An 18735-nucleotide genomic window follows, 5' to 3' on the forward strand; every position below is an offset into this window, starting at 1 on the left:
GAGTTTGGCAACGGTAGGCACGCGGTGGCTGTTTACCTCACCGATAGAGGCAGTGACCGCGACCTGGGCGAACTGCGGGTCTAACTAATCACAGGCAGCGCTGAATGCGCGCCCAGAACGGCACGTCATCTGCTACCGCAGGCCGTCTTTGCCTTCGGCATCTTCGCGGGTCAAACCGCCGACGCGGGGCAGGGGGCGGCCGCTGTCGGTGACGGCGACGGCCACCATGATTTCATTGGCGCGCGGCGCATCGTTCAGGCGCACCTCGATGCCGTCAAAGTGGCTGCGCACGTAAGCGGCGTCTTTGTGCCCAAGCGGCACGTCGAGTACCTGGCCGGGGCTGCCCATCTTCTTGGACGACGGCACCAGGGCAGCGCCCTTTTCGACCTCTTTGCGCAACGGGGCGCCAAGTTTGGGGTGCAACAGGGCCGCGGCATGTTCCAACTCGCCGTTTTCGCCGACCATGGCGGATTTGCCGTAGCTTTCGGCCTGCTCGGGTGTGATCCTTAGAGCTTCGACGCATTTCTTGCCCAGAATAGCCCCCAACTCTGCGCCCATGTCCATCAGGGGCGTCAGGTCTTCCTCATAGGTCCCAGCATAGGGATTGGCGATCACTGCTACGGCCACCGCTTTGCGGGTGGCGGGTGCGATGTTGCGCCCCGCTTCAATATGGGTTTCTTCGACGTTTACGGCAATTTTGCGAATGTCCATTGTCATCTCAGACCGTCCTCTCCCTTTATGTCCCAGACCTCGAGCCCGCCCGAGCGTGAATGAATGCGCGGTCCGGTGCTCATCACCAGCGCAAAGGCCAGTTCGTCTGCGCGCGGCGCGTCGTTGCACCCCACTTCCATGCTGTCGAAATGCGACCGAACGTAAGAGGCGTTGACGTGGGTGATGGGCACGTCCAGACGCGCGCCAACGCCGCCGACTTTCTTGGATGAGGGTACGATGGCGTTTGCATTGCCCAACAGTTGCCGCATGGCATAGCCGCCCGGAGCGTGCCACAGCGCGCCATGCTCCAATTCGCCGCCTTCGCCGACAAGTGAGCCTTTGCCATAGCCTTGGATGTCTTCCGGGCCGCCCAGGGTGTCGAGCAGCTTTTGCGCCATTTGGAGGCCGAGCGGTTTCAGATCTTCCATAAAGCCCTGGATGTTTGCCTCGTACCGGCCGGCAAAGGGGTTCTTAATGATGGCCAGAACGGCGGCGCGGCGCTGCGGCGTTTCGGGGGCGGGACCGCCTTCGTGAAAGATCTCTTCGTAAGACGCGATTGTTTTTCTTAGAATGACGTCAGGCATTTAGCAGTGTCCGTTTGTTTTGTTGTCCGGTCAGACCGGAAGGTCCTGCATGACGAGATTCGCCTTGCAGGTGAAGGGATGCCGCGCGGATCAATCCGGCGTCGCGCATTTTTTCGGCGACGATCAGACCGCTTTGCAGCGCATGGTGAATATCGGGTTGCGCAAGCGGCGCACAGTGCGTGGTGACCAACTGATCGCCCAGGTCACTGGCGTCTTGCAGATCGCTGGCGGGTCGGCGTGTGATTGCCGGGTGATCGGGCAGGTTGACGGCGTTGGCAATCAGGGTTGCGGCCACATCAGCCAGAGCGGCCGTGCGCGCCAAAACGGTGACGCTGTCGGCAATCCCCAAGGATAGGCTGCGACCACCACGGCCAGATGTGGCAATACCGCCGATCCGATCCCGCGAGGCGACCTTGATCCGGCCCAGATCGTGGCCTTCAACCGAAGCCATGGCAGACGTGAAAGTCTCACCGGGTGCCAGGTGCAACGCAATGTCGCCACCGTTGTTTACGTAGGCGCGTCGTAGAGGAGTAGCCTGTCGCATGGCGTTCAGGATTTCGTCGGCCACTGCGCCAGCCACCGCCGCCATGGGGGTTACAAAGGTCAGATTATGGGGCCGAACCGCGCGCGCCATACGGCGGGCAATGCGCCCGACAAAGAGCGCACGTTCCAGTGTCATGGGCTGGCGAAGTTGATCCAGCTCGCGAACGAGTTCTTGCAGCACGGTCTGAAACCGAGCTTCTGCCGCATCAAACGCCACCTGCCGTGCGCCGTCTGCGCCGATGATCAGGTCAATCGGACCGTGCTGCAAATGCAGTCGGGTGCCACAGGGCAATATGGCGGCGACAGGGTTCATTTGGCCCAACGATAGTTGGTGGCGGCCATCGGGTCGGGTTGGTTTTCGAACTGCGAGATTTTGCGGGTTTCATCCGACACAATCTCGGCCACCGGTTTGATCTCGTCCATGTGCCCGCCAAGGGTGCCATAGTCGCTGACGCGCATGGTGAACTCGATGGGCGCAACCAGGGCCGGGGTGGGGACATAGCCGAACGAGCCTGTCGGCATGTCGAGCACGTCCACCATCACCGTGATGCCGCCGCCGGGCCAGACATAGGCTTCGGCCCCGCCGCAAGACACAAAGGTCAGCGAGTCCTTGACGGACTTGGTCAGGCGCACGGGGTTTTCGGTCACACCGGCGCGCAAGCTACCGCCTGCGCCACCCATGAACAGCACCGAACAGACCGAGGGTTCGCAGTTCTCGGCGATCAATTCGGCGGACGCCTTGAGAGGCGCCGGGGTGTCGACCGGTTGCGGTTTCAGATCGCCGTCCAGCTCGAAATAGGCGTATTGCTCGCCGGTGGTCGACACCATTAGCAGCTTCATGCCTTCTTTGGCGAACTTTGGGCTGAAATCGCCCAGGATCTTGAGTGGATCTTCGATGTCCGTGCCGCCCCAGCCGGTGCCGGGTTCAGCGACCTGGAAGTAACGACCGGGGGTCGAGCGGCGACCGTTGATCTTGATGCCGGTTGCCTCGACGTCCAGCAGCTTGCCTGCCTGGTGTTCGGAAAGAACGCCGGTGATGTGGTCATCGACGACCACCACGTCATCCACGTGATCGACCCAGTGCTTGGCAAACATGCCGATGGTGGCCGAGCCGCAGCCCACGCGCATCAGCTTCTCTTCGACACCGTTGATGAAGGGGGCTTTGCCTGCCTCGACAATCACAGTTGTCTGGTGGGCCTCTTCGCCGATCACCATTTCAACGGCCTCACGGTTGCAGAGCTTCAGCAGCGCATCACAGGTGACCCGGCCCTCTTTCTTGGAACCGCCGGTCAGGTGTTCAACACCGCCCAAAGACAACATCTTCGAACCGTATTCCGAGGTCATCACATGACCGATCGGCTCGCCTTCCACATAGACGACATCGCGTTCGTGGCCGATGTGACGATCTGTGTCGATCTTCACCTTGACCCCGCAGTACGAGAAGATGCCTTCGGTCACGACCGTGACCATGTCGACGCCCTGAACCTCTTGGCTGACGATAAAGGGCGCGGGCTTGTAGTCGGGGTAGGTGGTGCCAGCCCCAACCGCCGTCACGAACGGACGGTTGCCCTGCACGATGTCGCCATCCCAATCGCCGGGACCTTTGCCGTCCTTCATGAAGGGAACCAGCTTGGCCTCGTCGGTGTTTTCGATGATGGTCAGAGCATCGAGGCGCACAAGATCGCCGCCATGGTTGGCGTAGCGGTCACAGGCACCAGCCTTGCTGTCGGCGATAAAACACATCACCGGGCAAGCGTCGCAGCGGATTTTTTCGGGTTTGGCGCGGTCAGTTGCCATTGTTCTTGTCCTTGATTGCGGCGCGGACGCGGGACGGGGTGGCTGGCACCTGGGTCAGCCGTACGCCGCTGGCGTCTTTGATTGCGTTCAAAATGGCCGGAGCGGTGGGGATCAGAACGTGTTCACCCAGTCCCTTGGCCCCGTAGGGACCATGCGCGTCCGGTTCTTCGATAATGTGGGTTTCGATTGGGGGCATGTCGCCGATGGTCGGGATCAAATAGTCGTGCAGGTTTTCTGTCCGGCCCGGCAGGTATTCTTCCATCAGTGCCATGCCCAAACCTTGGGCGATGCCGCCCTGAACCTGACCTTCGACCAGCATGGGGTTGATCGCCTTGCCGACATCATGGGCGGCCACAAACTTCAGCGGCTTGACGGTGCCCAGCTTGGTGTCGACCTCTACCACTACAAGATGCGCGGCGTAGCCGAATTGCGCATAGGGGATGCCCTGACCGTTTTCATCCAGCGGCCTGGTGGGCGGATCATAGGTTTCTTCGGCGCGCAGGACATACCCTTCGGCGTCAGGCGTCAGCGTGTCCAGGTCGATGACATGTTCGATGCCCTTATCGGTGATCTTGATCTGGCCGGTGCCGATGGTCAGCGCCGCCTCTTCGCTGGCATTTACACGCGCCAGGATCTGCGCCCGCATCGCCTCGCCCGATAGGCGAGACGCACTCCCGGAGACATACGTTTGACGCGAGGCTGAGGTTTTGCCAGCATCCGGCGTGACATCCGTGTCGGCCCCGATGATTTCAAGTTGGCTGACCGGAACGCCCAAAGCGGTGGCAAAGATCTGGCTGATCACGGTATTTGCGCCCTGACCAATATCCATCGCGCCCTGGTGCAACACCAGTGCGCCATCAGCCCGGATACCAGATTTGATGGTCGAGGGGTTGGGCAATGAGGTGTTGCCGCAGCCATACCAGCCGCCTGCAATGCCAACGCCGCGTTTCAGCGTGTCATTGTTGGCGTTGAAGGTCGCTACGGCCGCGCGTTCGTCATTCCACGCGGTGCGCAGAGCCTCAAAACACGGTTTAATGCCGACACCTTGCTCGAACACCTGCCCACAGACAGTTGGTATATGGTTTTCCAAAGAGTTGGTGATGCGGAAGTCCAGCCGGTCCATTCCCAACTTGTCGGCCAACTCGTCAAACAGGCTTTCCTGCGCGATGGCCGATTGGGGAACACCAAAGCCACGAAACGCGCCAGCGGGTGGGCAGTTGGTGTGGATACCTTTGGATTCTGCACGGTAGTCGGCGATCTGATAGGGGCCGGATGCGTGGACCGGAACCCGGTTTGCCACGGTTGGTCCCCAGCTGGCGTAAGCGCCGGTGTTGAAATAGCCGAAGAAGTCGAAACCCTTGATCTTGCCGTCTTTAGTCGCACCGATCTTGAGAGTGATTTCCGACGGATGCCTCTTGGTGGTCGACTGCATGGACTCCGTCCGCGAATAGCAAATGCGCACCGGCTTGCCAGTCTTGAGCGCACCAAGCGCCAGATAGGGCTGCACCGAGATGTCCAGTTTAGAGCCGAACCCGCCCCCAACGCCCGTGGGAATGATGCGAATCTGATCACGGGGCATGCCCAGAATGATCTCCATCGAATCCAGATCCATAATTGGGGCCTGGGTGCAGGCGTGGATCTCGATCCGGCCATTCACCACTTCGGCGAACCCGGCTTCGGGTTCGATATAGCCATGTTCAACGAAACCGCTGCGGAAGCTGCTTTCGACCGTGACGTCTGCCTCGGCGATTGCGGCCTTGGCGTCGCCGCACTGGACAAATCCACCGCACATAACGTTGCCATCTCGGCCCTCATGAAGCAGTGCGGCTTCAGGCGTCATCGCAGTGTGCACGTCTTGAGCGGCGGCGCGCTCGTCCCACTCTACCGGGAAGGAGGTCGGATCAAAGTCACGCAAGAATTCCGGCGTGGCGACAACGGCAGCCACGGCCTCTCCCCGATAGCGGGTTTCCTCTTCGGTAAAGACGGGTTGATCCATAAAAGCGGGGATCACACCAAACACGTTGCGACCCGGAACATCGGCGGCGGTCAACACCGCTTCTATCCCGGATGTGTTTGTGAAGACGTCGAGATCACCAAAAGCGAAACCAGCGCGCGGGAACGGCGAGCGGATCACCATGACCTCGAGCGTGCCCGCAGGGGCCACGTCATCGCCAAAAGCCTCAGTGCCCTGCACCTTGCCCATCCCGTCCAGGCGGCGAATGCTCTCACCTGCGTGACCGTCGTCTTGAACGGGCACGTCGGCCCGGCCGGCGGCAACCACTGCGTCGATGATCATGCGGTATCCAGTGCAACGGCAAAGGACACCGCCAAGAGCGTCCTGCACCTGTTCTTCGCTCGGCGTTTCGGTGTCACGCAACAAGGCAACGGCAGCGGTCATCATGCCTGGCGTGCAGATCCCGCATTGCGCCGCGCCAAAGTTCTGAAAGCTCTCAGACAGGCGCTGGGTGATCTCGTCTTCGGTGGCCATACCGCCCAATGTTTCGACGGAGCGTCCAGCAGCCTGCTGCGCTGGCATCAGACAGGCGCAAACCGGATCGCCATCCACCAGAACGGTGCAGGCTCCGCAGTCACCTGCGTTACAGCCGATTTTGACGTCGCGTGCGCCCAAACGTTCGCGCAAGGTCTCGGACAAGCGCTCGCCCGCGACTGGTGTGACGCTGACGTGATCGCCGTTAAGGATGAAATCGGTCACGGCTTCACTCACGCGCTTATCCATTTCCACCTCCGGCCTGCTTGATGGCCCGCAGGCATTGTTCGGCGACGGCGTCTAGGCGGTAATCTCCGCTGCCGCGCACGTCGTCGATGGGAGAAAGAGAAGCAAGATGTGCTTCAGTGATCTCGACCTGATCAAGTGTCTTGCCAAGCAGATCACATTCCAGCGCGGTCAGTCGTTGTGCGACGGGCGAGCAGGCCCCAACAGCAACGCGCGCATGGTCGATGCGACCGTCTGTGTCCAGTCCGATGACAGTCGCGGTCATGGTGATAGAGATTACCAGATACCGGCGCGAGCCCAATTTCTCAAAGGCGCTGTGCGCGTGAGCGGGCGGTTCGGGTAGAACTATAGCGGTGACAAGCTCGTCGCTGTGCAGGTCCGTCTTGCGGACGCCCATGATGAAGTCGGACAGGGCAACCATGCGGATGCCGCGGGTCGACCCGATCTCAACCTGAGCGTCCAGGGTGAGAAGCGGTGGCACGCCGTCGGCCGCAGGCGAAGCGTTGCAGAGGTTGCCGGCAATGGTGCCTGCATTCTGAATTTGCAGGCTGCCTACTTCGCGCGCGGCGCTCTGTAGCCCGGCGAATGCGGCGGGCAGGTCGGCGCGAAAAACCTCGCTCCATCGGGTTGTCGCGCCGATGCGCCAGCCGTTCCGAGTTTGAGTGATACCCCTCAGGCCCGCAATGCGTGTTACGTCCAGAAGATCGGAATTGAGCGGCCCTTGCGGTCGCGTGGGATAAAAGTCGGTTCCCCCTGCAATGATGTCGACATTGCGCGCGCTCAGTCGGTCAAATGCATCGTCCAGGGTCGTGGGCGAAATGTAATCCAAGGTGCGAATTCCCAGTTGGAAGCGTGCCATTGTTGTTTGTATGCTAATGATATTGCCGGAATTTGAATTTTGTCAATGCAAAGTTTGAAAGAGCCATGGCATTGAACTGATCGAGCAATCTCTGTCAGAGCTGTGAATTCCCCAAACAGAGTTTGAACGCACGCGCGTCGTATAGGAAAAGACTCTGAGCTAACCCCACGTCACGACTTAGCTGGTCAATTGCATTTCTTAACGGTTGCGCTGAGGATAAATATTACGTGTTACTCATATTTTGTCAAAATAGATCGTTGACACACAAACGATTAATTCCAAAAGTAGTGAGCGATCACTAACTAATAGTTGGCAAGATCAAGCGCATGGGCACCAATCCTTCCACGCGCAAAATCAAACCCTTAGGGAGGGAATAAATGAATAAGTTCAAGTCGTTGCTGGTCGGTGCGGTCGTTGCTGGTTTGGGGGCAACCTCAGCCATGGCGCAGGAGAAAATCCGAATCGCGTTTATCGACCCGCTGTCGGGGCCTTTTGCATCTACAGGCAACCAGGGGTTGTCCATCTACCGTCACGCGGTTGATGAGTTGGTCAACAAAAGGGGCGTTTTGCTGAATGGCGCGGCCGAGTTTGAGATTGTGCCGTTCGATAACAAGATCAGCGCCAAGGAATCCCTGATTCAGTTGCAGGTCGCCATTGATCAAGGCATCCGCTTTATTGCGCAGGGTGCCTCGTCGGGGGTTGCCAACGCGCTGACAGATGCGATCAAGAAGCACAACAAGCGCAACCCGGACAGCCAGGTGATCTTCCTGAACCATTCGGCGGTTGACCCGGCGCTGACCAACGACAAGTGCAACTTCTGGCACTTCCGTTTTGACGCCAACGCCGACATCAAGATGGACGCGCTGACCGACGACATCGCCGGAAACGAGGACATCAAAAAGGTCTATATCATCGGCCAGGACTATTCGTTCGGCAAAGCGGTTGCGGCCGCCGCTGTTCGTTTCCTGGGTGAAAAGCGCCCCGACATCGAAATCGTCGGAAACGAGTTGCACCCGATCGGCAAGGTCAAGGATTTCACTCCTTATGCGCGCAAGGTAATTGCCAGCGAAGCGGATGCCGTGATCACTGGCAACTGGGGCGGTGACATGGTTGGCCTGGGCAAGGCGGTCATGGGCGCAGGTTTTACCAAGCCGATCTACACCTACTATGGCGCCACATCGGGTATCACTGCGAACTTTGGTGACCAGGGCGACGGGATTGTGAAACTGGCAGGTGCCGGTCAGGTCAATCCGCCTCTTTCGGCAGATGCCGAAGCCTTCACCACGTCTTACTATGAGAAGTTCCCGGAACTGGATCTGGGTCAGCCGCAGATGGCAAACGTTGCCCCGATGCTGGCCGTAGCCATCAATGAAGTGGGCAATGCCGATGACGTCAAAGCCATCGCATATGCCTTGGAAGGTATGGAGTATGACGGCATCCTGACTGGTAAGACCGTGATGCGCGAAAGCGATCACCAAGCGATCCAAACTGTGACTGTTCAGGGTCAAACCAGCGAAGGTTTGACTTTTGACTATGACAACTCGGGCCACGGCATGATTGCCGAGACCATCGTCGAGCTGGCCTCGGCAGATGCGCCAACCACCTGCAAGATGAAGCGCCCGTAACGCTTCGTCATCGCATTAAAGGTTGCCAGATTGTCCCGTCAGGGGTTTCCTGACGGGACAAGACCGACAAAAAACGAAAATCTCATCAGGGAGCCGACAACGATGGCATTGTTCCTCGTTAATATTTTGGATGGCTTGGTTACGGGGCTATTGCTGTTCATGCTGTGCAGTGGCCTTACGCTCATCTTTTCGATGATGGGTGTTCTGAACTTTGCGCACGCCAGTTTCTACATGCTGGGGGCGTATTTCGCCTACCAGATCAGCACTATAACCGGGTTTTGGATGGGCCTTCTGGTCGCTCCGATCATTGTTGGCGTCTTTGGCGCCGCCATCGAGCGATACGGGCTTAGGCGCGTTCATAAATACGGCCATGTGCCCGAACTGATCTTTACTTTTGGTCTGGCGTTGCTAATCGAAGAGGTGATCCAGTTCTTCTGGGGCAAAAGCCAAATGGCTTACTCTGAGCCCGAGGCACTGAATTTTGCGGCCTTTGCAATCGCTGGAAACTCTTTCCCAGCTTACAAAGTCTTCATGATCTTTGTCGCGATGGGGTTGTTCCTGACGCTGCTTTACATCCTGACCAAGACCCGCATCGGCATGACCATTCAGGCTGCGCTTAGCTATCCTGAAACCGTACAAAACCTAGGCCACAATGTGCCGCTGGTGTTCATGGGGGTCTTTGGTGTGGGAACCGCAATGGCCGGTCTGGCCGGGGTGATTGCCGGGCCGGTTCTGGGGACGTTCCCAGGTATGGCGGTTCAGTTGGGTTCGATCGTCTTCGTGACCATCGTCATTGGTGGTCTGGGTTCTCTCTGGGGCGCATTGGTTGCCTCGTTGATCATCGGTTGGCTGCAGACCTTTGCCGCCGCTTACAACGTCGCGATGGAGGACATCCTGACAGCGGTCGGCTTTACCAAACCTGAAAACATTTGGGACCATCCGCTGCAGGATCTTTGGACCCTGACCTTGCCGCAGATCGGGCCGATCCTGCCGTATCTGCTAATGGTCTTTGTCCTTGTGCTGCGTCCGCAGGGCCTGATGGGGAAACGTGAGACATGAGTACCGCAAGCAAAACGCAAGCCGTGTCCAATCCCAATCGGCGGCTTATCTCGCTGTCCAACCTGCTGCCTTGGGCTTTTGCCGCGCTGTTTCTGCTGTGCCTGCCGCTGATCTTTCAGTCCAGCTCGGCGCTCACTATCATGAACCAGATGGCGATCACCATCGTCTTTGCGCTCAGCTACAACATGTTGCTGGGGCAGGGGGGCATGCTGTCTTTTGGTCATGCGGTTTACATGGGCCTTGGCGGGTTCTTTGCCATGCACGTCATGAACATGGTGGAATACGAGGGGCTTTGGCTGCCTTTGCCATTCCTGCCCGTGATTGGCGGTCTGTTCGGAATGTTCTTTGCTTTCCTGATTGGCAGTTTTTCAACGCGTCGGGCTGGCACCGTGTTTGCGATGATTTCATTGGGCGTGGGCGAGCTTATCGCTGCATGCTCGATCATCATCGTAGTGTTCTTTGGCGGAGAAGAGGGGATTTCGGGCGACCGAACTATGGGTCCTGAAGTTCTTGGCGTCGATTTCGCGGCCCAGTCCGAGGTGTACTATCTGACTGTGATCTGGCTCTTGATCGCGACTGTACTGATGTACTTGTTTTCGCGTACACCCATCGGCCGAATTGCCAATGCAGTGCGAGACAACGAAGAGCGGGCAGAGTTTTTGGGTTATTCTCAGCGACGCGTGCGCTGGATGTCTTTCATCGCGTCGGGATTCTTTGCTGGTATCGCGGGTTCGCTGTTCGCCATCAACTTTGAGATCCTGACTGAGGAAAACCTAAACCTCGCCACGTCTGGCTCGATCCTGCTGATCACCTTTCTGGGTGGCGTCGGCTTTTTTGTCGGGCCGATCATTGGGGCGATTGTGTTCACTTTGCTGCAGACGGTTCTGGGCCTATATACCGAGATCTGGTCGCTCTACTTGGGCATCCTGTTTGTGTCCTGCGTGATGTTCTTTCCCGGTGGTTTCGCTGGGATCATCGCAATGCACCGACGCCCTTTGGCGCTTGGCAAGCTCAACTTGCTGTTCGGGCCATACCTTAAGGTGGTAATCCCGGCGCTCACCAGCGTACTGTCGCTGGCAGCGATCCTTGAGATCAGTTTCCATAAACGCCATTCGTTCGGCGATGATCACGAGATGAGCCTATACGGGATCACCTTTGACAGTCACGGTTATCAGGCCCTTGGGTTTACGATCGTGATCGCAGCCATCTCGCTGTTTCTGGTCTCGCGCATCCTGCCGTCGATCAAGGCGGCCTGGGACGAAGCCAATCATGCAGGAGACGCCCAATGACTGTCCCCGCAATCGAACTGCGCAATCTGGATAAGAGTTTTGGCTTGGCCAAAATCATCCAGGGCGTCGATCTCAAGATCGAAAAGGGCGAGCGTCATGCTGTGATTGGCCCAAACGGGGCGGGCAAGTCCACCCTGTTCAACCTGATCACCGGTCGCTTTGCACCGACTTCGGGCGGGGTGTACCTGCATGGCGAGGATGTCAGCGGCATGCAGCCGTTCGAGATCAACCGCCGCGGCCTGAGCCGGTCTTTCCAGATCACCAACATTTTCCCCAACATGACCGTGTTCGAAAACATTCGCTGCGGTCTGCTGTGGACGATGGGTTACAAGTACTCGTTCTGGCACATGATCAACGGTCAACGTGATGTGACCGAAAAGGCCGAGCAGATCCTGGAAGAGATCAACCTGACTGCGCGCCGCGATCTGCTGGCCGGTACCTTGGCCTACGCTGAACAGCGCGCACTGGAAATCGGTATCACCATCGCCGGTGGTGCCGACATCATCCTGCTGGACGAGCCGTGCGCAGGCATGAGCCATTCGGAAACTGATCTGATTGTGGATCTGATCCGCAAGGTGACCGAGGACAAGACGCTGATGATTGTGGAGCACGACATGGGCGTGATCTTTGATCTGGCCGACAAGATTTCGGTTCTGGTTTACGGTGAGATTATCGAGTCGGACGTGCCGGATGCCGTACGCGCGTCTGCCAAGGTGAAAGAGGCCTATCTGGGCACAACGCTGGAAGAAGAGGAGGCGTGAAATGCTCAAGGTAAATGATCTTCACGCATATTACGGCAAAAGCCACATCCTGCAGGGCGTCAATCTAGAGATCGGCGAAGGCGAGATTGTCTCGCTGCTTGGGCGCAACGGGGTGGGGCGTTCCACCACTTGCAAGGCCATCATGGGAGAGGTCGAACCCCAAGGTTCGATCGAGTTCCGTGGCGAGCAAATCGCGGGCCGAAAAAGCTATGAAATTGCAAAGAAGGGTATCGGTTATGTGCCTGAAAATCGTGATATTTTTCCAGGTCTAACTACCCGACAGAACCTGATCCTGGGACTTAAGCCAGGACAGAAGGACGGTGATGGGCGTTGGAGCATGGAGGACATGTTCGACATGTTCCCCAACCTGCGGACCCGTGCCGATGTCGATGCATCCGTGATGTCGGGTGGCGAGAAACAGATGCTGACCGTCTGCCGTGCACTGATGGGTGATCCAGATTTCATCATGATCGACGAGCCAACCGAAGGTTTGGCGCCCAAGATCGTAGAGCAAGTGGGGGATCTGCTGCTGCAGATCGCCGAGCGGGGTGTATCGATCCTATTGGTGGAGCAAAAGCTAACCATCGCCATGCGTGTAACCAACCGTGTTTACGTAATGGGCCATGGTCATATGGTGTTCGAAGGTACGCCGGAGGATCTGAAAAACAACGCTGAAATTCGGCAGGAATGGCTTGAAGTCTGACCACTAACCGACTGTGAAGTAAAACAGCGGCCAGCAACGTTCTGCTGGCCGTTTGTTGTCGGCATCTTGGGTTCAATCAATGTCGCGCAGTGATTTGGCCAGACGCAAAGATGCGAAGTACGACGAATGAGCCCATTCAGACGGCGGATTGAGCGGTGACAGGGAATCCATCGCCAGATAAAGCCCGACGACACCTTGAGCAACGATATCACATTCGGCCTTGGTGGCGTGTGGATGATTTCGCTGCATGACCTCGCTGGCCAAGTCAAAGAATGACTGCATCACGGCAATCAGTTCCTCGCGCAGGCCAGGATAGCTGTCTGCGGAATGCGTCAGTGATTGATACACGATGTTCAATCGTGGGTCTGTTTTGCTTTGTGGGGTGTACAACGCATCGATAAAGTCTTTCGCGGTCGGATACCCTTCGAGCGCCTCACGCATACCTGCGACCAAGGTATTGATCTCGGTCACCACATATTCTGACAACGCTTTGACCATGTCGTCGCGGTTGCCAAGGTGGTGCCTGATTAGCGGACGTTTCAAGCCCGCCTCGGTGGCGATACGCTCTAACGTTGCACCTTCGATCCCGAATTTTGACGCACAAGTCAGAAAGGCATCCAGAACTTCGGCTTTACGCTGCTTTTGTACCGACGGTCGACCCATCTTTGTGAAATGCCTCTTCCAAAAATTTCGTAAACGCCAGTTTCCCGGCCTTATTAATCAATTGTTTCCAACGCTCATCTACCAGCGCGTCAATTGTTAACTTTCCACTTTCATCAAGCCTGTCAAGACAAACTCGTGTAGCGCGGTTTTTACTTCGGCGACGGGAAAGTGCCCGATGCTCCAGTGTCGCAGAGCCCAGACGGTACACAGAAAGTAGATGAAATTGGACAGAAGCTCGGTGTTTACAGGGCGGAAAACACCCTTGTCGACGCCATCGTCTATGATGGCCTGCCAACGGCGCATGAAATCGCGTTCGGTGTCGAAAACCTTCATGCGGTTTTCGGCGCTCAGTGACCGGGTTTCCGAGTATACAAGGTTGATATATTTGCGGTTTTCCCCGATGTAGTCGATGTACGTATCCACTGCACTGATCAGGTTTTCATCAGCGTTACCTGAGCTGAACTCCTGACTATCAAAGAAGGTGAACATGCCCTGCATGTTCACCGTCATGATCAAGTACAGGATGTCATCCTTGTCCTTGATGTATTTGTACATCAACGGCACAGAAAGCCCGGCTTCGCGGGCAATTTCGCGCATGGTCGAATTTCCGAACCCATGTCGGGCGATGACTTTGCACGCCCCCTCGAAGATTTGCAGACGGCGCATTTCAGCGGTGCTCGAAGGGGATTCTTTCCCGGCACCGGCAGCCTTTTCGGCCTTGTCCGCCACAACTGACTGATCCCCAAGGGCAAGTTTCTTGACCTGAAACACGCACAGTGCTTCGGCCACGTTGCGCTTTTCGGATGATCCTTCTGTCAATTGCGAAAGGATCACACGGCACACTTGCTGGTCGGCGCCTTGGGTGGACAGACGTGTTGATTTTGCAACAAGCGATTCCCCCGACGGGGTTGCCAGGGTCGATACGGTGCTGGTGATCAGCAGAAGTTCACCGTCGCAGTCACGCTCCAATTCATGGCGCGCGGCCTGGAGAGCCAGAGATGAAAAAGCGCTATCACTTTGTTTTCTTGATATGAAATCAGCCATCTGAGCTGAAGAGTACGAATGCATTTTCGTCCCAGGTCCTCTTATGTTCCGCCCATACGATGCGTGTCATAGCGATGGTTGTCCAGCAACATTCAATTGGCTGGATGAGGCTTAAGTGACCGTTCAATTAATTCCGTTGCGACCCGTCATTCCAAAGCTTCTGTAACGCATCAATAAATTTTGTTTGACGGCACGGCGATTTTAAGTAAAAGTTAGTGAACGTTCAGTTATCTTGAGGAGCGCGCCATGAAATTCAAGATTCTTGCCATCCCGTTCGCTCGGCAGCATGGCGAAGACGCCCAGCTTGCCGGCCGCGATCCAGGGCGGTTCAACAAGATGATGCACACGCTGCGCGACCAGATGGTTCTGGCCGAAGAGCTGGGATACGAGGGTTTCTGCCTGACCGAGCATCACATGCAGGTCGAAGGGGTGGAATGCACCACTAACCCACTGTTCTGGAACATGTACATCGCGCAGCACACCAAGAATTTTAAGGTGGGTCAGTTGGGCATGAACCTGACCGCGATGAACCCAATCACCACGGCGGAAAACATCGCGATGCTCGATCACATGACCGGTGGTCGTGTGTTTGCTGGCTTCTCGCGCGGCAACACCCCGCGCTGGACCGCGACCATGGGTCAGCATCTGGACATCACCTCGGCTGAATCCGACAAGTCCGAGGCGGATCAGCGCAACCGTCGCGCGATGTATGAAAACTGGCACCTGATCAAATCGCTCTGGACGGACGATCTGACCGAGCATCAGGGCGAGTTCTGGAACTTCCCGTCAAATGTGGAGTGGGAGTTCAACCCGACCAAGCTCTGGGGTGGTGACAACCCGGTTGATGAAAACAAGATCCTGCGCAAGTCGGGCATCGTTCCGCGTCCGCTGCAGCAACCGCATCCCAAGGTCTACGCGCCGTTCTCCTATTCAATGGAAACCGCGCGGTTCTGGGCATCTGAGGGTGCCAAGATGGTGTCCTTTGTGACGGCGGACAAAGAAGAATTCATGCCCGTTATTCTGGACCAGTGTCTGGAAGCGGCACACGAGAAGGGTCTGACAGAGACAACAAACAACGATGTTCTGGCGTTGGGGGGTCATCTGTTGATGGGCAAAACGCCTGAAAAGACCATGCAGTATCGCGGTATGTTCGACGAGCTGTGGGGCAAGGCCTATGACGCGCCGCCCTATCACGTGCCTTTGGGCCGTGTCTGGGACGGCTCGCGTCAGCAGGTCGTGGATCAGATCAGCGAACTGGCCGAGCGTTATCAGATCGACGAATTCTTCGTCTGGCATCACGTCAACTACTTCGGCGATGACATCGAACAGGAAGCCCTGATCGAATTTTCCGAGGGTGTCATCAAGCAGGTCAACGGCTGATTGCCACGGTCGGGCCAATAGGTCCGGCCCCTAAGATAGCGGAGGTCGCCATGACCCAAGACACCACCCAGGAGATGTTCAAGCAGGGCATGCAACTGCTGGCGGCCTCTACCACCATCATCACGTCCGAGCATGAAGGCGCGCGCGCCGGTATGGCGGCCACGGCCGTCACCTCGCTGGCCGCCGATCCGCCATCGTTGCTGATTTGCACCAACCGGACCGCGCGCACGTTCGACTACATCATGGGATCGGGCAAATTCGCCGTGAACGTGGTGCCTGACAGCCTGACCGACGTCGTCGGCGCGTTCTCGTCAAAAGAGGACAAGGAAAAGCAGTTTCAGATGGCCGGCACATGGGACCGGTCGGCCAGCGGCTTGCCGATCCTGAAAGAGGCGGTGGCGTCTTTTGAATGCGCGGTCAGCGAATGGACGGACGCACACACGCACCGGGTGTTCTTTGGCCTGGTGGATGCGGTGCACCTGAACCCCGATGCCTCGGCGCTGATTTACGCGCAGCGCGGCTTTTTCAAACTCGCCCCCGTGGCGGCCTGAAAGACAAAGGATCCAAAAGATGCCGGATATCGCAGTGATCGAAGCGATGATGCAGGACTATATGATTGGCCTGCATGAGGGCGACGTTGCCGCCATCGACAAACAGTTCCTGCCGGAATGTGACCTGTGCTGCACGAACGAAGATGGCAGCTATATCCACATGGCTCTGCAGCAATACAAGGATCTGGTTGAGGGCCGCAGAAGCCCCAAGGAACTAGGTTATCCCGTCTATGGCCACGTCGTGCACATCGACCAGTCCGGCCCCAACACCGCGTTCGTGAAAATCGACTGCGCAGTGCAGCCCAAGTACTTCATCGACTATCTGTCGTTGATCAAGACCAACGGCGAATGGAAGATCGCGTCCAAGGTCTACTACGCCAAGAAGTACGAAGAGTAACAATCCCTTAACTTGTCCGAGACGATTATGACGGAATCCGTGCCCCATCTTTCTGCGGTCGAAATGACCGATCTGTTCCGCCGCCGCGAACTTTCGCCGGTCGAGGCCTTGGCCGCGACCTTGGCGCGGATCGAAGAGGTCAATCCAAAGATCAACGCGATCTATCACACCGACCGCGAAGGGGCGCTAGTGCAGGCTAAGGCATCTGAACTCCGTTGGCGTGACGGCGCACCCTTGGGTTGGCTCGATGGGGTGCCAACCACGATCAAGGATGCGCTGGAAGCCAACGGAATGCCGACTTATCGTGGGTCGGCCGCCGGTAGCGGTGTGGTCCACTCCTCCGATCATCCCACTGTCGCCAGAATGCGCGACACCGGTGCAGTGATCGTGGGTAAGAACACAATGTGCGACTACGGCATCCTGGCATCCGGCGTCAGCTCGTACCACGGTGTCACCCGCAACCCGTGGAACCTGAGCAAATCTCCCGGTGCGTCGTCTTCGGGCGCGGCGGCCAGTGTCTGTGCGGGAATCGAACCGGTGTCGGTCGGCACCGACATCGTGGGCTCTATCCGCTTGCCAGCGTCCTACTGTGGACTGGCGGGGCACAAGCCGTCTTATGGCCGTGTGCCGTACTACTTTCAGGGCAGTCCAGTGCTTGTTGCCGGTCCTCTGGCCCGTTCGGTTACAGACGTTGCTTTGCACATGAATGTGCTGACCGGGACTGATATGCGTGACTTTTCTGCTTTGCCGCGTGATGGCGTCGACTACGTGGCGGAACTCGACCGGTATGATCCCGCATGCAAGCGCGCCCTCGTCATTACCGAGCTGGGTATCGGTGAGCCTGTGGCCGTGGATGTTGCCAATGCAACCGTCCGCGCGAGCGAGGCGATGCGCGGGCAGGGCGTTCAGGTCGATCGCCTGGACACGCCACCGTTTGAGCGCGGCGAATGGGAACCGGCTGAACTGTTTTACATGGTCCGCACCCTCAGCGAGCTGAGCCGACACCCAGGCGCCGAACAGCGCAAGACGCCAGTGATCTACGATTGGACCCGCCGGGCGCTGGATTTGACAGCGCTGGACCATCACGCGAATTTTGTCGCCACTCAGTTCTTGCGCGAGCGGACGCTGAAACTGATCGAAGGGTATGATTTTCTGATCCTGCCTTCGGCCCCCGACACGGCCTTTGATGCCGAGCTACCCGGCTCAGACCCGACCCGTATTTTTGAGAGCTGGGCCAACACCTTCCTGTTCAATCTGACTGAACAACCGGGATCGAACGTGCCCATGGGGCTGGATCGCTATGGTCTGCCCATCGGCGTGCAGATCATCGGTCAACGTTATGACGATGTGGGTGTCCTGGGCCTGAGCCACGTCCTGGAACAGGCCGTCGGACGCCTGAAACCACCAGAACTCTGAAGCCTATCGAAACCTGAACATCCCCCTGCCGGGTGTGATGAGCATCTTTCGACACGCTATGCGCGCCCGTCAGCGCGAACGCCCGCAAGGGCGCGCAGATGGCAGACTTGCAAACCGCGTTGCGGGATGCCGCGACAGGGTTGGGTCGGTGCGCCAACTGGCTGCGGTTGACCGTACGGGCGACGTCTTGTTAGGGGCCAGTGATTGCCTTGAGGTGGTCGCGCTGTCTTTCTCGGCTTGGATGGCCACGCGCAACGCAAGGGCCGCTCAAGAAAGGGCAGGGGCGCAGTCTTTTCCTGGTTGGGTGCGTTAAATGCCGTAAGAAACTTTCCGCGAGTTGGTGAATGGCGATCCGGTGCTGGAAACCTCTACGGAACCCATGCTTTGGGCCAGAGGTCGCTCTGCGACAGGAACTTGCAACCTTTGAGAAGCAGGTGCACCAGCTCGTACAATGCCGTGGCCGGATGTTGCAATGGTTGCGTTGGCGCGCCGTATTGCTGTCATCTTCCATTGAAATTGGGTTGATGGAGCCATATTCCAGCAGGATCAGCACTGAAAATAACTTGATCCTGCCTCCACTCTACGCTTCGTCTGCCTGGTCGCAGGTTTTGGGCCCCGC

Annotated in this window: 17 protein-coding genes; 9 read left to right on the forward strand and 8 right to left on the reverse strand. The window is 57.6% G+C overall.

Annotated features, from left to right (window positions below; translation table 11 throughout):
- Nucleotides 1-132 precede the first annotated feature (132 nt).
- The 6 genes from G6R15_RS03310 to G6R15_RS03335 are packed head-to-tail and all read right to left on the reverse strand — an operon-like array spanning nt 133 to nt 7228.
- Complete coding sequence (locus tag G6R15_RS03310) at nt 133-717, reverse strand: amino acid synthesis family protein (RefSeq protein WP_164658361.1); 585 nt, start codon at nt 715-717, stop codon at nt 133-135.
- A complete protein-coding gene (locus G6R15_RS03315; protein WP_164658362.1) occupies nt 714-1295 on the reverse strand; it encodes an amino acid synthesis family protein in 582 nt (193 codons plus the stop codon). The genes G6R15_RS03310 and G6R15_RS03315 overlap by 4 nt, the downstream gene beginning before the upstream one ends.
- Complete coding sequence (locus G6R15_RS03320) at nt 1288-2151, reverse strand: UPF0280 family protein (protein ID WP_164658363.1); 864 nt, start codon at nt 2149-2151, stop codon at nt 1288-1290. The genes G6R15_RS03315 and G6R15_RS03320 overlap by 8 nt, the downstream gene beginning before the upstream one ends.
- Entirely contained in the window at nt 2148-3635 is a 1488-nt protein-coding gene (locus tag G6R15_RS03325) for a 6-hydroxynicotinate reductase (protein WP_164658364.1), read from the reverse strand. The genes G6R15_RS03320 and G6R15_RS03325 overlap by 4 nt, the downstream gene beginning before the upstream one ends.
- Nucleotides 3625-6372, reverse strand: a complete 2748-nt coding sequence (locus G6R15_RS03330) for a molybdopterin cofactor-binding domain-containing protein (RefSeq protein ID WP_164658365.1) — start codon at nt 6370-6372, stop codon at nt 3625-3627. Before G6R15_RS03330 ends, G6R15_RS03325 begins: the two co-directional genes overlap by 11 nt.
- On the reverse strand, nt 6365-7228 hold the full coding sequence (locus G6R15_RS03335; RefSeq protein WP_205520463.1) for a xanthine dehydrogenase family protein subunit M: 864 nt from the start codon (nt 7226-7228) through the stop codon (nt 6365-6367). The genes G6R15_RS03330 and G6R15_RS03335 overlap by 8 nt, the downstream gene beginning before the upstream one ends.
- Before the next feature lie 377 nt (nt 7229-7605).
- Here G6R15_RS03335 and G6R15_RS03340 point away from each other — a divergent pair, with 377 nt between their 5' ends.
- The 5 genes from G6R15_RS03340 to G6R15_RS03360 all read left to right on the forward strand — a co-directional run bounded on the left by G6R15_RS03340 (nt 7606) and on the right by G6R15_RS03360 (nt 12665).
- Entirely contained in the window at nt 7606-8853 is a 1248-nt protein-coding gene (locus tag G6R15_RS03340; protein WP_164658366.1) for a branched-chain amino acid ABC transporter substrate-binding protein, read from the forward strand.
- 102 nt (nt 8854-8955) lie between these two features.
- The gene (locus G6R15_RS03345; RefSeq protein WP_164658367.1) at nt 8956-9912 is read left to right on the forward strand and encodes a branched-chain amino acid ABC transporter permease; all 957 of its coding nucleotides are present in this window, start codon (nt 8956-8958) and stop codon (nt 9910-9912) included.
- Nucleotides 9909-11201 carry a branched-chain amino acid ABC transporter permease gene (locus G6R15_RS03350; RefSeq protein WP_164658368.1) on the forward strand — a complete coding sequence of 431 codons (1293 nt, stop codon included), beginning with the start codon at nt 9909-9911 and terminating at the stop codon, nt 11199-11201. The genes G6R15_RS03345 and G6R15_RS03350 overlap by 4 nt, the downstream gene beginning before the upstream one ends.
- Nucleotides 11198-11962: an ABC transporter ATP-binding protein gene (locus tag G6R15_RS03355; RefSeq protein ID WP_164658369.1), complete on the forward strand. Its 765-nt coding sequence runs from the start codon at nt 11198-11200 to the stop codon at nt 11960-11962. Before G6R15_RS03350 ends, G6R15_RS03355 begins: the two co-directional genes overlap by 4 nt.
- 1 nt (nt 11963) lies before the next feature.
- Nucleotides 11964-12665 (forward strand): ABC transporter ATP-binding protein, encoded by a 702-nt coding sequence (locus G6R15_RS03360; RefSeq protein ID WP_164658370.1) that lies wholly within the window; start codon nt 11964-11966, stop codon nt 12663-12665.
- Between the two features lie 72 nt (nt 12666-12737).
- On the opposite strand, the gene G6R15_RS03365 is transcribed toward G6R15_RS03360, so the two are convergent.
- Nucleotides 12738-13328 carry a TetR/AcrR family transcriptional regulator gene (locus G6R15_RS03365; RefSeq protein WP_164658371.1) on the reverse strand — a complete coding sequence of 197 codons (591 nt, stop codon included), beginning with the start codon at nt 13326-13328 and terminating at the stop codon, nt 12738-12740.
- A gap of 96 nt (nt 13329-13424) precedes the next feature.
- A complete protein-coding gene (locus tag G6R15_RS03370; protein ID WP_164658372.1) occupies nt 13425-14297 on the reverse strand; it encodes a TetR/AcrR family transcriptional regulator in 873 nt (290 codons plus the stop codon).
- Nucleotides 14298-14618: 321 nt separating this feature from the next.
- Between G6R15_RS03370 and G6R15_RS03375 the strand changes: the two genes are divergently transcribed.
- Genes G6R15_RS03375 through G6R15_RS03390 form a run of 4 tightly spaced genes read left to right on the forward strand, consistent with a single transcriptional unit; the run spans nt 14619 to nt 18116 of the window.
- A complete protein-coding gene (locus G6R15_RS03375; RefSeq protein WP_164658373.1) occupies nt 14619-15752 on the forward strand; it encodes an LLM class flavin-dependent oxidoreductase in 1134 nt (377 codons plus the stop codon).
- 50 nt (nt 15753-15802) lie between these two features.
- Nucleotides 15803-16303, forward strand: a complete 501-nt coding sequence (locus G6R15_RS03380) for a flavin reductase family protein (RefSeq protein ID WP_164658374.1) — start codon at nt 15803-15805, stop codon at nt 16301-16303.
- A 19-nt stretch (nt 16304-16322) separates the two neighbouring features.
- On the forward strand, nt 16323-16700 hold the full coding sequence (locus G6R15_RS03385; RefSeq protein WP_164658375.1) for a nuclear transport factor 2 family protein: 378 nt from the start codon (nt 16323-16325) through the stop codon (nt 16698-16700).
- Nucleotides 16701-16739: 39 nt separating this feature from the next.
- Nucleotides 16740-18116: an amidase family protein gene (locus tag G6R15_RS03390; protein ID WP_164658376.1), complete on the forward strand. Its 1377-nt coding sequence runs from the start codon at nt 16740-16742 to the stop codon at nt 18114-18116.
- Nucleotides 18117-18735: the final 619 nt, after the last annotated feature.

The organism is Tropicibacter sp. Alg240-R139 (genome assembly GCF_900537075.1).
GTDB lineage: Bacteria > Pseudomonadota > Alphaproteobacteria > Rhodobacterales > Rhodobacteraceae > Falsiruegeria.

What these genes read in the sequence shown, in the direction of transcription:
- G6R15_RS03310 (WP_164658361.1), bottom strand. Translation starts at nt 717, where the DNA reads ATGACAATGGACATTCGCAAAATTGCCGTAAACGTCGAAGAAACCCAT.
- G6R15_RS03315 (WP_164658362.1), bottom strand. Translation starts at nt 1,295, where the DNA reads ATGCCTGACGTCATTCTAAGAAAAACAATCGCGTCTTACGAAGAGATC.
- G6R15_RS03320 (WP_164658363.1), bottom strand. Translation starts at nt 2,151, where the DNA reads ATGAACCCTGTCGCCGCCATATTGCCCTGTGGCACCCGACTGCATTTG.
- G6R15_RS03325 (WP_164658364.1), bottom strand. Translation starts at nt 3,635, where the DNA reads ATGGCAACTGACCGCGCCAAACCCGAAAAAATCCGCTGCGACGCTTGC.
- G6R15_RS03330 (WP_164658365.1), bottom strand. Translation starts at nt 6,372, where the DNA reads ATGGATAAGCGCGTGAGTGAAGCCGTGACCGATTTCATCCTTAACGGC.
- G6R15_RS03335 (WP_205520463.1), bottom strand. Translation starts at nt 7,228, where the DNA reads ATGGCACGCTTCCAACTGGGAATTCGCACCTTGGATTACATTTCGCCC.
- G6R15_RS03340 (WP_164658366.1), top strand. Translation starts at nt 7,606, where the DNA reads ATGAATAAGTTCAAGTCGTTGCTGGTCGGTGCGGTCGTTGCTGGTTTG.
- G6R15_RS03345 (WP_164658367.1), top strand. Translation starts at nt 8,956, where the DNA reads ATGGCATTGTTCCTCGTTAATATTTTGGATGGCTTGGTTACGGGGCTA.
- G6R15_RS03350 (WP_164658368.1), top strand. Translation starts at nt 9,909, where the DNA reads ATGAGTACCGCAAGCAAAACGCAAGCCGTGTCCAATCCCAATCGGCGG.
- G6R15_RS03355 (WP_164658369.1), top strand. Translation starts at nt 11,198, where the DNA reads ATGACTGTCCCCGCAATCGAACTGCGCAATCTGGATAAGAGTTTTGGC.
- G6R15_RS03360 (WP_164658370.1), top strand. Translation starts at nt 11,964, where the DNA reads ATGCTCAAGGTAAATGATCTTCACGCATATTACGGCAAAAGCCACATC.
- G6R15_RS03365 (WP_164658371.1), bottom strand. Translation starts at nt 13,328, where the DNA reads ATGGGTCGACCGTCGGTACAAAAGCAGCGTAAAGCCGAAGTTCTGGAT.
- G6R15_RS03375 (WP_164658373.1), top strand. Translation starts at nt 14,619, where the DNA reads ATGAAATTCAAGATTCTTGCCATCCCGTTCGCTCGGCAGCATGGCGAA.
- G6R15_RS03380 (WP_164658374.1), top strand. Translation starts at nt 15,803, where the DNA reads ATGACCCAAGACACCACCCAGGAGATGTTCAAGCAGGGCATGCAACTG.
- G6R15_RS03385 (WP_164658375.1), top strand. Translation starts at nt 16,323, where the DNA reads ATGCCGGATATCGCAGTGATCGAAGCGATGATGCAGGACTATATGATT.